Below are 14103 nucleotides of genomic sequence, written 5' to 3'. Positions count from 1 at the left end.
CGCTTCCGCTTGCGGTCTCAGCGCGTCGCTCGGCTCCGAGCGCGCTCGACGACCGCCGGTCGCGCCTCGAACCCGAACCGCACCCGGTCGCCGGTGTACGTCACGTCGTGCACCACGCCGTGGTCGTGTGCCCAGGAGAGCAGCGACTGCGTCTCACCGTCGTTCGGCACGTCGAAGGTCGCCGTCTCCCGTGGAAGCGCTGCCGCGACCCGCCGTTCGAGCGTCTCGAGCCCGTCACCCTCGTGCGTACTGATGGCCGCCACGTCCTCGGGCTCGGCGCTCAGTGCGCCGGCGACGGCCGCCCGCAGGTCCGCGGCTGCCTCGTCGGGCACTCGGTCGACCTTCGTGAGCACGGGAAGCAGTTCGCCCCGGACACCGTCGGCGAGAATCTCCCGACTCGTCGTGACCTTCTCACGAATCCGGTCGACCGGGTCGCTCGCGTCAGCGAGGAGCAGCACGGCATCGGCGGCGTACGCCGCCGAGAGCGTCGTCTCGAACGACTCGACGAGCCACGGCGGGAGGTCGGCGACGAATCCGACCGTGTCGGTGAGGAGGACGCGCCGGCCGTCCAGTTCGGCCCGTCTCGTCGTCGTGTCGAGCGTCTCGAAGAGGCCGTCGTCGGCGGCCGCCGTCGAGTGTTCGTCCGGGTGGCGACGGTCGTTCTCGCCGAGGTCGAGGTCCGTCGCGAGTCGCTGGAAGAGCGTCGACTTCCCGGCGTTCGTGTAGCCCGCGACTGCGACGAGGTCGAAGCCGGCCGCGTGTCGTCGCGCTCGGCGGTCGGCCGCCACGTCGCCGAGCGAGTCGAGCTTCGCCCCGATTCGCTCGATGCGCTCGCGGAGGTCCCGGACGCGACGGTGCTCTTTCTCGTCCCTCCCACCGCCCTGCCCTGCGTGCGCCCCGGAGGCCGTCCGCTCGTTGGCGGCCTGCCGTTCGAGTCGCACGGCCATCTTCACTCGTGGCAGTTCGTATCGGAGTTCCGCGAGGCGGACCTGCAGACCCGCCTCCCGCGTCCCCGCTCGCTCGGCGAAGATATCGAGCACGAGTCGATGCCGGTCGAGCAGTTGCGTCCCGTCGGGACAGAGCTCCCCGAGGGTGTAAGCCTGCTTCGGCGAGAGGGGGCCGTCGAAGACGACGGTGTCGACGCCGGTGTTCGTCACACGACGCATCAGCTCCTCGGCCTTCCCGCGCCCGAACCAGTAGTCCGGGTCCTCGACCCGTCGTTGGGTCACCGCGCCGACTACCTCGTAGCCGGCGGTGTCGGCGAGAGCGATGGCCTCCTCGGTGTCCGGCTCCGTCGCCGCGTCGCGGGCGGCGACGAGTGCTGTCCGTTCCTGACTCCTTCGACGTCGTCTGTCTGAATCCTGCATTCGGTGTCGGCGCCGCCGTCGCGCCGACCTCCCAGCGGGAGGCTGTCGAACGCGCGTCGGCGACGCGGGGTGCCGCCGGTAGCGGCCAGAGCCGACCGCCACCGACGGCTGTGTAGTCGAACGCGACACGGGACGCCCGGCGCTCGGGTGCCCGACGTACCGGAGTCCACACCCCGCCGCGTGGACCCGGTTCAGAACGAGGAGAGGGTCAGCATCGGTCGGGAGGTGTCACCCCCGGAACAAAAGTGTTCTCCGGGTGTGGGAGGTCGTGTTTAGTTAAGCGTGAAAAGTGAGGCGCCGTGATTTCTTGGTGCTCTATGCCAGAAATCAGCCGCCTCGTCGGTCCTAGTGGCTGGATCGACATGGAATTTGTGGAACGAGAGCGGGCACCCGAGTGGGCGATGAAGCTCGGTATTCAATCGCATTTGGCGGGCCTCTCGTTGTCGAATACCGTCTCATTGCTCGAAAGCCTGGGTGTCGAACGGTCTCGAAAAGCGGTTCACGACTGGATTCAGAAGGCCGATCTACAGCCGACCGATGGTCGGAACCCGAATCACGTCGCGCTCGACGAGACGGTGATTCGGATCAATTCCCAGCAATACTGGCTGTACGCTGCCTGTGACCCCGACACAAACCAGTTACTCCATGTCAGGCTCTTTCCAACTACGACGACCTCAGCAACGCAGATTTTTCTCGCCGAATTGCGCGAGAAACACTCCGTCGAATCTGCCGTGTTTCTGGTCGATGGCGCTCAGCACCTCCAAACTGCGCTTTCCCGAGCTGGGCTCCGATTTCATCCTGAACGACATGGAAATCGGAACAGCATCGAGCGCATCTTTCGTGAGCTGAAACGTCGAACGTCCTCGTTCTCGAACTGCTTCAGCCACGTTTTCCCTGAAACCGCTGAAAACTGGCTCCAAGCGTTCGCTGCCTGGTTCAATTCTCCAAACTAAACACGACCCCGCGCTGCGACCGCGGTTTTACGGTCGGTCGCCCCCTCGGTTTCGGTATGGCACACATCGACGTACTCGACGAGGGGCTGGCACTCGACGCGCCGTATCTGGTAGAGGGGCTCCCGGGCGTCGGATTAGTCGGGAAGATCGCGGCCGACCACCTCGTCGAGGAGTTCGAGATGACCCACTACGCGAACGTCCTCTGTGACGGCCTCCCGCGCGTCGCCGTCTACCAGGAGGGCGACGCCGACCTCAGACCTCCGGTTCGACTGTACGCCGACGAGGAACGGGGACTGGTCGTGCTTCAGAGCGACGTCCCCGTCCACCCCCAGGCGGCGACGGAGTTCGCCGAGTGTATCGACGGGTGGCTCGACGAGCACTCGGTCGTCCCCATCTACCTCTCGGGTATCGGCCGCGAGAAGGACGAGGAGCCGCCGGTGCTGTACGGCGTCGCCTCCGGCGAGGGCCACGACCTGCTCTCGGAGGCGGGCGTCGACGCCCCGGCCGAGACCGGCGTCGTCACCGGGCCGACGGGCGCGCTGATGAACCACGCCATCCAGGAGCGGCGAACGGCCGTCGGGCTCATCGTCGAGTCGGACCCGCAGTTCCCCGACCCGGAGGCGGCGCGGAAGCTCATCACCGACGGCATCGGGCCGCTGGCGGGCGTCGACGCCCCGACCGAGGACCTCGTCGAACACGCCGAGGAGATTCGCGACGCGAAACAGCGCCTCGCTCAGCGGATGGGTGACGGCGAACAGGCGGAGAGTACGCAGGCGAAGCCGCTGGGGATGTACCAGTAGACGCTCCCGGGCGGACCGCCCGTCGACGGCCTACTCGTACTCGTAGAACCCCTTCCCCGTCTTCTTCCCGAGGTCGCCGGCGTCGACCTTCCGCTTCAGCAGGTAGGCGGGGGTGTAGCGGTCGCCGAGCTCCTCGTGAAGCGTCTCGGTGGCGTGGAGGCAGACGTCGAGGCCGATGTGGTCGGCGAGGGTGAGCGGCCCCATCGGGACGTTGGTGCCGAGGGTCATCCCCTTGTCGAGGTCCTCCTTCGTGGCGACGCCTTCGTCGTAGGCGCGGATGCCCTCGTTGATCCACGGCATCAGCACGCGGTTGGTGACGAAGCCGGGCTTGTCGTCGGACTCCCAGGTCTCCTTCCCGAGCGCCTCGGAGAACTCGTGGGCGAGCTCGACGGCGGCCGGGTCGGTCTTCTCGCCGACGACGACCTCGACGCCCTTCATCACGGGGACGGGGTTCATGAAGTGGAGGCCGACGACGCGCTCGGGCGCGTCGGTCGCGCTCGCGATGGTCGTGATGGAGAGGGTGGAGGTGTTGGTCGCGAGCACCGCCTCCTCGTCGACGAGGTCGTCGAGGTCCGCGAAGACGTCCTTCTTTATCTCCATGTTCTCCACCGCGGCCTCGACGACGAGGTCGCAGTCCGCGAGGTCGTCGAGGTCGGTCGTCCCCTCGACGCGCTCGGTCGCGGCGTCGGCCTCCTCACGGCTGAGTTTCTCCTTCTCGACGAACCGGGAGAGGGAGTCCTCGATGGTGTCGAAGCCGCGGTCGACGAACGACTGCTCGATGTCGCGCATCACCACGTCGTAGCCGGCTGTCGCACACACCTGTGCGATGCCGCTTCCCATCGTTCCCGCGCCGACGATGCCGATTCGCTCCACGCTGTCGAGTCCACGCATGGCGGGGGCTGTGCCCGGCGGCGACGTATAGCTTCGGTTGTCACCGTCGCCGTCACCTCCGGGGTCCCGTCACGAGGCCACCGTAGACTACCCCCCCACTTGAGGACCTGTTCCTGTCAAGCCGGGAACTCACCCGTGGTCGTCGTCGACAGTAGGTCGGGAACCGGTCCCACACCCCACTATGAAACCCCCTCAGACCCCGACCCCGACTCCCGACGACGTGCTCTCGCGGTTCGCACCGTTCCAGGCGAAGTCGGCCGGGATGGTCGCCGAGGAGTTCGGCGTCGACCGACAGACGGCCGCCGCGCTGCTCGACGAACTGGCCGAGCGACGAACGATGACGAAGGTGTACGGGAACACCGACACCCCGGTCTGGCTGCGTCGAAGCGTCGGGTAATCGTTCGCTTCCCGACGCAAACGGCAATTGTTGTGTATCGTTCCGGACGAAACCGGCCACACCATATACATGGGAGCCACTCCCACCGTCGGGTGGAGGAGACCACCCCCATGGCAACAGACGGGCTCCGGTACGACGACAGCCGGCCCCTGACCCCAGAAGACGTGCTGGAGACGTTCGCGACGTTCCAGGCCCGCTCCGCGCGCCTGGTCGCCGAGGACGTCGGCGTCGACGTCGAGACCGCGACCGACCTGCTCGACGAACTCACCGACCGCGGGCTACTGACGAAGGTGTACGGAGACACCGACACCCCGGTCTGGCTCCGACGGACGTCCCCCCGGACGCCGGCCTGAAGACGGCCCGAGCGCGGCCGGTCACGACTCGGACCGACCCAGACCCGACCGGGACCAGCCTGAACTGACCCGGACCCGACCCGACAGACCCGAATCGACCCGAACCCCGCGGTCGCGTCCACCGACCCACTCATTTACTACGAGCGTAGTTATTTAATCCACCACTCGGAACTGCGTAAATTCGGTTATGGAGCACTACAACGTCCGATTTCGTGCGATGCGCCCACCTGGCCACCACCACTTTGATATAGCTCCTTCCCGCAGTCTATCTCGATGTTAGACGACGCCGACTCCGCCATCACGAGGGACGGGAAAGCACTCATCCTCGCGTACGACCACGGTCTGGAGCACGGGCCGGTCGACTTCGAACCGGTGCCGGAGACGACCGACCCCGGCGTCGTGTTCGACCTCGCGACCCACGACGCCGTCACCGCACTCGCCGTGGGGAAGGGTGTGGCCGAGGCGCACTACCCCTCCTACGAGGACGACGTGACGCTCCTCGCGAAGCTCAACGGCACCTCGAACCTGTGGATGGGCGAGCCCGACTCGGCCGTCAACTGGTCGGTCGACTACGCCCACGACCTCGGCGCCGACGCCATCGGGTTCACCTACTACGGCGGCTCGAACAACGAGGTTGAGATGGCCGAGGAGTTCCGCGACGCACAGGAGGCCGCCCGCCACCGCGACATGGGCGTCGTGATGTGGTCGTACCCCCGCGGACAGGGGCTGAAGAACGACCGCGACCCGAAGACCATCGCGTACGCGACCCGGCTCGGCCTCGAACTCGGCGCCGACATCGCGAAGGTCAAGTATCCCGGTTCGGCCGACGCGATGGAGTGGGCCTGCCAGTCCGCCGGGAAGTGCAAGGTCGTCATGTCCGGCGGCTCGAAGGCGAGCGACCGCGACTTCCTCGAGACCGTCGAGTCGGCGATGCGCGCCGGCGCGTCCGGCCTCGCGGTCGGTCGCAACATCTTCCAGCGGGAGAACCCCGAGGCCATGCTCGACGGACTGGAGAAGGTCATCTTCGAGGGGACCACCGCCGAGGAGGCGCTGGACGCGATGCCGGGCGCGGAGAGCGAACCCGCCGCCGCGAGCGACGACTGATGGCTCGGACCGACGGCGGGGCCGACGACTCCGAGGGCCACGACGACGCCGTCGAAGCCGCCTTCGCGGCCGTCGCGAGCGTCGCCCCCGAGATTCGGGCCGGGCTCCCCGGTCGCCGCACCAAGGGCGACGAGACCAACCCGAGCGGCGAGCACCAGCTCGCGGCCGACACGTACGCCGACGACCTCCTGCTCGAAGCGATGGAGGGCGTCGACGGCGTCGGCACGTACGCCAGCGAGGAGCGCACCAAGGTCATCGACGTGGACGAGGACGGGTTCGGCGACGGGCTCTCCGCCGCCATCGACCCCCTCGACGGCTCCTCGAACCTCAAGCCGAACAACACGATGGGGACCATCCTCGCGCTGTACGACGCGCCGCTCCCCGCACAGGGGGCCGACCTCGTCGGCGCCGCGTACGTCCTCTACGGCCCCATCACGACGATGATTACGGCACGCGACGGCCGAGTGACGGAGTGTGTCGTGGAGGACGGTTCCCGCCGCGAAATCCGCGAGGACGTGACCCTCCCGGACGACCCCTCCGTCTACGGGTTCGGCGGGCGCGTCCCCGACTGGACCCGCGACTTCGCCGCTTACGTCGAGCAGGTGGAAGCCGACCCGAGCATGAAGCTCAGGTATGGAGGAGCGATGATCGGCGACATCAACCAGGTGCTCACCTACGGCGGGGTGTTCGCCTACCCCGCGCTCCAGTCCGCCGAGCGCGGGAAGCTCCGCCTCCAGTTCGAGGGGAACCCCATCGGCTACATCGTCGAGTGCGCCGGCGGCAGTTCCTCGGACGGCGAGCGGTCGCTGCTCGACGTGGAGGCGACGGACCTCCACCAGCGCGTCCCGGTGTACGTCGGCAACGACGACCTCATCGACCTGCTCGAAGAGACGCTGGACTGAGGCCCGGCGACTCCTGCGGCTTTCTCCGGAGTGCGTTTCCTTTCGAGAGGACGCTTCTGCGCCAGCCGCGCCCCCGAAGGCGGCGACGGAGGGTTATCAGGGAGGAGACGACCACCCCGGAGCGTGCGCTGACGATTCGATTCGGGGCCAGTCAGTAGTCGTGTCGCGGCCTGTCCCCAGGAGCGACGACGCCACCTGTCCGCAAACTCACGCGGACAGTAGCGTCGTCGTCATCCGATGGGGAACCGCAGCAGCGTGCCGACGCCACCGAACGCCTCCGCGAAGCGGTCGTGGTCCTCCGAGTCCGGTCGCTGGTCAGGTCCCTCGGTGTCCCCGTCGGGGTCGGTCTCGGGGTTGGGGGTCGGGGTTACTGTCGCTCTCGTAGTGGGTCGGGCTTCGCGTCGCACCGGTAGCCACTGGTTCGCTCGGTTCGCGGTAGTGTACTACGACCGACCGGTTCGGAGAATTCCACATGGAAAACGATTTCCAATCGCCCTTCGCAGGCCGACGCATGAAAGTCCACGTCGGTGCGGGGGCGAACGACGAGGAGGCGGGCGCGATCGCGAGTGCGCTCGCCGAACATCTCGGCGTCGACATCGAGGTGCACGTCGGCGACGGGGAGGAGCCGTCGGCCGTCGCCGAGCCCCCGGAGACGCAGTACCCGCTCTCTGACGACCGCGGTCCGACCGAGCGCGAGCGGGCGCTCCGGGAGGAGATAGACGAGATTCTCGCGGGCGGTCCGGAGAAGTACAAACAGCGCCTCCCCGAGCAGGGGAAGCTGTTCGTCCGCGACCGCCTCGACCTGTGGTTCGGCGAGGACGGACTCGCCTTCGAGGACGGCCGCTTCGCCGGCTTCGACGAGTGGCACCCCGCGTCGCCGGAGGTCGACGAGTACGACGAGAACAGCCGACTCCCGGCGGACGGACTCATCACGGGCGCCGCCGAGTTCGAGGGTCGCGACCTCCACTTCATGGCGAACGACTTCACCGTGAAGGCCGGGTCGATGGCGCGTCTCGGGGTGGAGAAGTTCCTCCGGATGCAACAGCGCGCCCTCAAATCGGGCAAACCCGTCCTCTACCTGATGGACTCCTCCGGCGGACGCATCGACCAGCAGACGGGGTTTTTCGCGAACCGCGAGGGTATCGGGAAGTACTACTACAACCACTCGATGCTCTCCGGCCGGGTGCCACAGATATGCGTGCTGTACGGTCCGTGTATCGCCGGCGCCGCGTACACGCCGGTCTTTGCGGACTTCACGGTCATGGTCGAGGGGATGTCCGCGATGGCCATCGCCTCCCCGCGCATGGTGAAGATGGTCACCGGCGAGGAGATCGAGATGCAGGACCTCGGCGGGCCGGAGGTGCACGCGAAGTACTCCGGGAGCGCGGACCTCGTCGCCGAGGACGAGGCCCACGCCCGCGAACTCGTCGCCGACCTCCTCACGTACCTGCCGAACCAGGCGGGGGAGAAGCCGCCGCGTTCGGAGACGAAGCCGCCGACGTACTCGCCCGACGGCATCGACGAGCTCATCCCGGACCAGCCGAACCGCGCCTACGACGTGTTCGACCTCCTCGACCGCGTCGCGGACGCCGAGTCCGTCTTCGAACTCAAACCGGAGTACGGCGCGGAGATCGTCACCGCCTTCTGTCGAATCGACGGCCGGCCGGTCGGGGTCGTCGCCAATCAGCCCACCGAACGGTCGGGCGCCATCTTCCCGGACGCCGCCGAGAAGGCCGCCGAGTTCATCTGGACCTGCGACGCCTACGAGATTCCCCTGCTCTACCTCTGTGACACGCCGGGGTTCATGGCCGGTTCGCAGGTCGAGAAGGACGCCATCCTCGAGAAGGGCAAGAAGTTCATCTACGCCACGTCGTCGGCGACGGTGCCGAAACAGACCGTGGTCGTGCGCAAGGCCTACGGCGCCGGCATCTACGCGATGGGCGGCCCGGCCTACGACCCCGAGAGCGTCATCGGGCTCCCCTCCGGCGAAATCGGCATTATGGGTCCGGAGGCGGCCATCAACGCCGTCTACGCCAACAAGCTGGCCGAAATCGACGACCCCGACGAGCGCGCCGAGCGCGAGCAGGAGCTCCGCGAGGAGTACCGCCAGGACATCGACGCCCATCGGATGGCGAGCGAGGTCGTCATCGACGAAATCGTCCCACCGTCGGAACTGCGCGACGAACTCGCTGCTCGCTTCGCGTTCTACGAGGACGTCGAGAAGTCACTGCCGGACAAGAAACACGGTACGGTCCTCTGAGGCGCGTCGGTCGGCGAGAGTCGCTCGGGGACCGCCTCGTCGTCGCTCACCGTCCGTGGCGTCCTCGAAGAGTAGCGTGTCCCGGCGCCGGTCGCACTGGCATCGTCGCTGGCACGCGATTGTTTTCGACCGAGCGCGCGACACTGCATCGGGAAGTCGCGTGACGACGGCAGGTTCGACGGAAGCCGAACCTTCCCCCGACCACCCGGGTCCGGGCGGCCACGCCATCGTCGGTCCGGCCCGAACCGGGCTGACCCCGATTGGGTCGGTAGCACCGTGCTCCCCGACACTTCGCTTCGGGAGGCCGTCACGTTCCTACGCTGTCGTCGGTGGCCGGCGTGAGCCGACCCGTCTTCGCCTCCCAGTACACGCTGGTCGCGCTCAACATATAAAATTTAGCGAACGTCAGAGTAACCAGACATACTTTCTTTTTGGTAATGGTCGGTTTCCGCCCCGTGTCGACCGTTTCGCGCCCTCCGGATGGCGGCGAGTCCCTTTCCCCCGGTTCGGCGGTAAGACCTCCGTACGCCCCAGTACGCGGCAATTTCTCACGTACCCTGCCCGCGTACGACCCACAGACCCGGTGCTCTCGATGTCCACCTCTACCCCACTACCGCTCTCGCGGGCCGTCGAGCGAACGACGAGTCGAATCGACGCGGCGCTGGTCGCCGCGGACCGGCGGGCGTGGCTCCTGTGGGGGTCGGTGGTGCTCGCCCTGACGCTCGACTCGGTGCTCACCGGTTACGGCCTCCAGCGCGGACTGACCGAGGCGAACCCCCTCGTCAGGTCGTTGGTCGAGGCGTACGGCGCGCCGGTCGCGCTCGCGACCTCCAAGGCGGCGGTCGTCGCCGTCGGCCTCGTCGCGTGGCGGGTGCTCCCGGCCGGGACGCGCACGGTCGTCCCTATCGGGCTCTCTATCCCCTGGTGGACGGCCGTGGCGGTGAACGTCGTGATGCTGTCGACGCTCTGACCGGCCGCCCGGTCGACCCGTCCACCGACTCGGCCGGTCGGCGATTCGTCGTCGACTTACTCCGTTTCCCCACCTTTGAGCGACAGCACCGTCCGGTCGAACTCACAGACGAGGGTGTCGTCCCCGTCGTCGTCGACTTTGAACGCCTCGACGTGCATCGTCACGACGCCGCGCTCGCCGTCGCTGGTCTCGCGTTTGTCGGTGACGGTCGACCGCGCGCGAATCGTGTCGCCGTGGAAGACGGGGTTGGGGTGCTCGACGGCGTCGTACGAGAGGTTCGCGACGATGGTGCCGTCGGTCGTCTCTGGGATGGAGACGCCGACCGCGAGCGCGAGCGTGTAGATGCCGTTGACGAGGCGCTCGCCGAACTGGGTGTCGGCGGCGAAGTCGGCGTCCAAGTGGAGCGGCTGCTGGTTCATCGTCATGTCACAGAAACGCTGGTTGTCGCTCTCGGAGACCGTCCGGCGGCGCTCGTGGTCGATAGTCTCGCCGACGGTGAACTCCTCGTAGTAGCGGCCGGTCATGTCGCCGCGGTCGACCGGCCGGTGCAAAACCGTGACGGTTCGGCGGGTTCGACGTGGGGTGTCACGAGAACGCATCCTCCCGGCGCTCGCAATCAGCGCCGTGGCAAAAGGTGGCACCGGCACAATGCTTTTATGAAGGTTTATGATTGTTCACCGAGAACGGTCGGTGAATGCCCGCGACACGCCGAACTCGGCACGCTCCACGGGCGATTCTCGGCGCCCCTCCCGTGACAGTGAGGGGCAGCCACGACACGGAGACACACTCATGACGGCTGCTGCATCCTCAGAGACGGAGGCGACGGACGAGGCCGAAGAACAAGAGAGCGCGGTCGAGACCGCACGGCGCCAGCTCGAACGCGCCGCCGCCCACCTCGACGTGGACGCGGGGGTCATCGACCGCCTGAAGCATCCGGACAAGGTCCACCAGGTGTCCATCCCGCTCAAGCGCGACGACGGGTCGCTCGAAGTCTTCACCGGCTACCGCGCCCAGCACGACAGCGTGCGCGGGCCGTTCAAGGGCGGCCTGCGCTACCACCCGGAGGTCAGCGCCGAGGAGTGCGTCGGCCTCTCGATGTGGATGACCTGGAAGTGCGCCGTGATGGACATCCCCTTCGGCGGCGGGAAGGGCGGTGTCGTCGTCAACCCCAAGGAGCTCTCCGAGACCGAGAAGGAGCGGCTGACTCGACGGTTCGCCGAGGAACTCCGGGAGTTCGTCGGGCCGATGAAGGACATCCCGGCGCCCGACATGGGCACCGACCCCCAGACGATGGCGTGGTTCATGGACGCCTACTCGATGCAGGAGGGCGAGACCCACCCCGGCGTCGTCACGGGGAAACCGCCGGTCATCGGCGGCTCCTACGGCCGGGAGGAGGCCCCCGGCCGCTCGGTCGCCATCATCGCCCGGCAGGCCATCGAGTACTACGACTGGGACCTCTCGGAGACGACGGTCGCCGTCCAAGGGTTCGGGTCGGTCGGCGCGCCCGCCGCGCGCCTGCTCGACCAGTGGGGCGCGACCGTCGTCGCTGTCAGCGACGTGAACGGCGCCATCTACGACCCCGACGGCCTCGACACCGACGACGTGCAGGACCACGACGAGCGCCCCGGGATGGTCTCGGGCTACGACGCCCCGCAGAAACTCGAGAACGCGGAACTGCTCGAACTCGACGTGGACGTGCTCATCCCCGCCGCCATCGGTAACGTGCTCACCGTCGACAACGCGAACGACGTGCAGGCGCGCATGATCGTCGAGGGCGCCAACGGACCGACGACGACCGCCGCCGACGCCATCTTCGAGGAGCGCGGGGTCCACGTCCTCCCCGACATCCTGGCCAACGCGGGCGGGGTCACCGTCTCGTACTTCGAGTGGCTCCAGGACATCAACCGCCGCCAGTGGTCGCTCGACCGCGTCCACGAGGAACTGGAGTCGGAGATGCTGAAGGCGTGGGACGCCGTCCGCCGCGAGGTCGACGACCGCGACGTGACTTGGCGTGACGCCGCCTACGTCGTCGCCCTCGAACGCGTCTCCGAGGCTCACGAGATTCGCGGCGTCTGGCCGTAGGGTAGCCCTATCGTCCAGTTCTGGATTGCTCACCCCTACCCGACTGGTCGAATCGTCGGTTCTACAGTCACGAGGCCGCTCTCTTCGAATTCTGCCGGCACCCGGTAGCCACACCGTCCGAGATAGTGCGAATTTGGTTTATAGATAGCAAAACTAAGTGGCTATCGGTGGACGTTCGTCACGAGGAAGCCGGCGTCGGTGCCGGTTTCGACGATCCCATGAGTACGAGACACCCCTCCGACCGGACCGACAGTTCGCCCATCGACAGTTCGCCCGCCGAGGCGGAGACCGAAGACGGCTCGGTCCCCGCGGGCGAGACGCCCGTCGAGACCGCTCGACGGCAGCTCGACGCCGCGCTCGACCGCGCGGACGTGGAGCCTGCCCTCGCGGACCGTCTCCGTCGGCCCGATCACGTCCACCGGGTGTCGTTCCCCGTGCACCGTGACGACGGGACGCGCGAGACGGTCGTCGGCTACCGTGTCCAGCACGACGACTCGCGCGGCCCGTACAAGGGTGGCGTCCGCTACCACCCGGGCGTCGGGGAGTCCGAGTGTCTCGCGCTCGCGATGTGGATGACCTGGAAGTGCGCCGTCGTGGACGTTCCCTTCGGCGGGGCGAAAGGCGGCGTCGTCGTCGACCCCTCGACTCTGAACCGAGCGGAACACGAGCGGCTCACCTACGGGCTCGCGGCGGCGCTCTCCGGGGCAGTGGGACCCCAGCGCGACGTCGTCGCCCCCGACGTCGGCACCGACGCGTCGACGATGCGGGCGTTCGCCGACGCCGCCGGTGACCCCGCGGTCGCGACCGGGAAGCCGCTCTCGGCCGGCGGCTGTCGCGGGCGGGAGGCGGCGCCCGGCCGGAGCGTCGCGCTCGCGGCCCGGTACGCGTGGGAGTCGACGGGCGCACCGCTCGACGCGGCGACGGTAGCCGTCCAGGGGTTCGGGAGCGTCGGGGCGAACGCCGCCCGCCTCCTCGACGAGTGGGGCGCGTCGGTCGTCGCCGTCAGCGACGTCGACGGGGCCGTCTACGACCCCAGCGGGCTCGACCTCGGCCGAGCGGCGAGCGACGTGCCGGGTCGACTCGACCACGACGCCGGGGTGGGGACGCTCACCAACGAACACCTGCTCGGACTCGGCGTCGACGTGCTCGTTCCGGCGGCCGTGGGCGGGGTCCTGACCGCGGACAACGCGCCCGGCGTGCGGGCGGACGTCGTCGTCGAGGGGGCCAACGGACCGACCACGACGGCCGCCGACGCCGTCTTCGAGGAGCGTGGCGTCACCGTCGTCCCCGACATCGTCGCCAACGCGGGCGGGGTGACCGCGTCGTACTTCGAGTGGGTCCAGACCCGGCGGGCGACGCGGTGGTCACGCGAGCGCGTCCACGCCGAACTCGACGACCGCATAGAGCGGGCGCTCGAAACCGTCGCGTCCACGGCCGCCCGACGCGACGTGACCTGGCGGCAGGCCGCCTACCTCCTCGCGGTCGAGCGGGTCGCCGCGGCGCACCGTCGCCGAAAGGCGGCTCCCTGACTTCTCGACCGCCGGAAGCCCGTCCGGCTGACGACACCGACGGTGCCCGACCCAGGACGACGGGTTTACCACCCTCCTCCCGCGTAGTCGCCGACGATGGGGTACGAACGGCTCCGCTTCGCGCTGGGAACGCTGCTGCTCGCGTCGGTCATCCTCCCCGGACTGGCGCTGTTGGCGCCGCCGGCGTCCCTCGCCCTCCCCGCCATCCTCCCGGTCGCGGTCGTCCTCTCGCTGGTTCTCTCGCTCTGGCTGGTCATCCGGGCGGAGTCGTACCGGCAGGTCGTCGCGTTCTTCCTCGCCTCGTGGCTCGCGCTCTCGCCGGTGTACTACCTCGTGCAGGGCGGTGCGTCCCTCCCGAGGGGCTCCGTCTTCGGCGTCGTCCTCCCGGCGCTGTTCGTCCTCCCCGCCTACGGGGTCGCGTACTGGTTCGGCTTCCACGGCGGGGCCGAGCGGCTGTACGCGCGGCTCGCGGCGTGAGCCCGTACGGCGAGGCAC

At 68.2% G+C, this 14103-nt stretch carries 14 protein-coding genes; 11 read left to right on the top strand and 3 right to left on the bottom strand.

The window, feature by feature from the left end; translation table 11 throughout:
- Positions 1-17: 17 nt before the first annotated feature.
- On the bottom strand, positions 18-1367 hold the full coding sequence (hflX, locus tag N5095_RS19660; protein ID WP_267624878.1) for a GTPase HflX: 1350 nt from the start codon (positions 1365-1367) through the stop codon (positions 18-20).
- A gap of 317 nt (positions 1368-1684) precedes the next feature.
- Here hflX and N5095_RS19655 point away from each other — a divergent pair, with 317 nt between their 5' ends.
- The gene (locus tag N5095_RS19655) at positions 1685-2320 is read left to right on the top strand and encodes an IS6 family transposase (RefSeq protein ID WP_267624877.1); all 636 of its coding nucleotides are present in this window, start codon (positions 1685-1687) and stop codon (positions 2318-2320) included.
- Positions 2321-2376: 56 nt separating this feature from the next.
- Positions 2377-3120, top strand: coding sequence for a proteasome assembly chaperone family protein (locus tag N5095_RS19650; RefSeq protein WP_267624876.1), 744 nt, complete (start codon positions 2377-2379; stop codon positions 3118-3120).
- Positions 3121-3150: 30 nt separating this feature from the next.
- Here N5095_RS19650 and N5095_RS19645 read toward each other — a convergent pair whose 3' ends face one another.
- Entirely contained in the window at positions 3151-4011 is an 861-nt protein-coding gene (locus tag N5095_RS19645) for a 3-hydroxyacyl-CoA dehydrogenase family protein (RefSeq protein ID WP_267624875.1), read from the bottom strand.
- A 181-nt stretch (positions 4012-4192) separates the two neighbouring features.
- Here N5095_RS19645 and N5095_RS19640 point away from each other — a divergent pair, with 181 nt between their 5' ends.
- From N5095_RS19640 to N5095_RS19615, 6 genes are all read left to right on the top strand, one after another.
- Positions 4193-4408, top strand: coding sequence for a hypothetical protein (locus N5095_RS19640; RefSeq protein ID WP_267624874.1), 216 nt, complete (start codon positions 4193-4195; stop codon positions 4406-4408).
- Between the two features lie 110 nt (positions 4409-4518).
- The gene (locus N5095_RS19635) at positions 4519-4761 is read left to right on the top strand and encodes a hypothetical protein (protein ID WP_267624873.1); all 243 of its coding nucleotides are present in this window, start codon (positions 4519-4521) and stop codon (positions 4759-4761) included.
- 273 nt (positions 4762-5034) lie between these two features.
- Complete coding sequence (locus N5095_RS19630; RefSeq protein WP_267624872.1) at positions 5035-5865, top strand: class I fructose-bisphosphate aldolase; 831 nt, start codon at positions 5035-5037, stop codon at positions 5863-5865.
- Complete coding sequence (locus N5095_RS19625) at positions 5865-6767, top strand: class 1 fructose-bisphosphatase (protein ID WP_267624871.1); 903 nt, start codon at positions 5865-5867, stop codon at positions 6765-6767. The genes N5095_RS19630 and N5095_RS19625 overlap by 1 nt, the downstream gene beginning before the upstream one ends.
- Positions 6768-7278: 511 nt before the next feature.
- Positions 7279-9027 carry an acyl-CoA carboxylase subunit beta gene (locus N5095_RS19620; protein ID WP_267624870.1) on the top strand — a complete coding sequence of 583 codons (1749 nt, stop codon included), beginning with the start codon at positions 7279-7281 and terminating at the stop codon, positions 9025-9027.
- Between the two features lie 592 nt (positions 9028-9619).
- Positions 9620-9997 carry a DUF5658 family protein gene (locus N5095_RS19615; protein WP_267624869.1) on the top strand — a complete coding sequence of 126 codons (378 nt, stop codon included), beginning with the start codon at positions 9620-9622 and terminating at the stop codon, positions 9995-9997.
- A 56-nt stretch (positions 9998-10053) separates the two neighbouring features.
- On the opposite strand, the gene N5095_RS19610 is transcribed toward N5095_RS19615, so the two are convergent.
- Positions 10054-10521 carry a MaoC family dehydratase gene (locus tag N5095_RS19610; protein WP_267624868.1) on the bottom strand — a complete coding sequence of 156 codons (468 nt, stop codon included), beginning with the start codon at positions 10519-10521 and terminating at the stop codon, positions 10054-10056.
- A 265-nt stretch (positions 10522-10786) separates the two neighbouring features.
- On the opposite strand from N5095_RS19610, the gene gdhB reads away from it, so the two are divergent.
- The 3 genes from gdhB (at position 10787) to N5095_RS19595 (ending at position 14085) form a co-directional block, all read left to right on the top strand.
- Complete coding sequence (gene gdhB / locus N5095_RS19605; protein WP_267624867.1) at positions 10787-12079, top strand: glutamate dehydrogenase GdhB; 1293 nt, start codon at positions 10787-10789, stop codon at positions 12077-12079.
- A 218-nt stretch (positions 12080-12297) separates the two neighbouring features.
- Entirely contained in the window at positions 12298-13608 is a 1311-nt protein-coding gene (locus N5095_RS19600; RefSeq protein ID WP_267624866.1) for a Glu/Leu/Phe/Val family dehydrogenase, read from the top strand.
- 96 nt (positions 13609-13704) lie between these two features.
- Positions 13705-14085: a hypothetical protein gene (locus N5095_RS19595; protein WP_267624865.1), complete on the top strand. Its 381-nt coding sequence runs from the start codon at positions 13705-13707 to the stop codon at positions 14083-14085.
- Positions 14086-14103: the final 18 nt, after the last annotated feature.

Source organism: Halobium salinum, assembly GCF_026586625.1.
GTDB classification, from domain to species: domain Archaea; phylum Halobacteriota; class Halobacteria; order Halobacteriales; family Haloferacaceae; genus Halobium; species Halobium salinum.
Note: the sequence above shows the minus strand (reverse complement) of the source record. Positions and strands in the feature narration are given on the sequence as shown.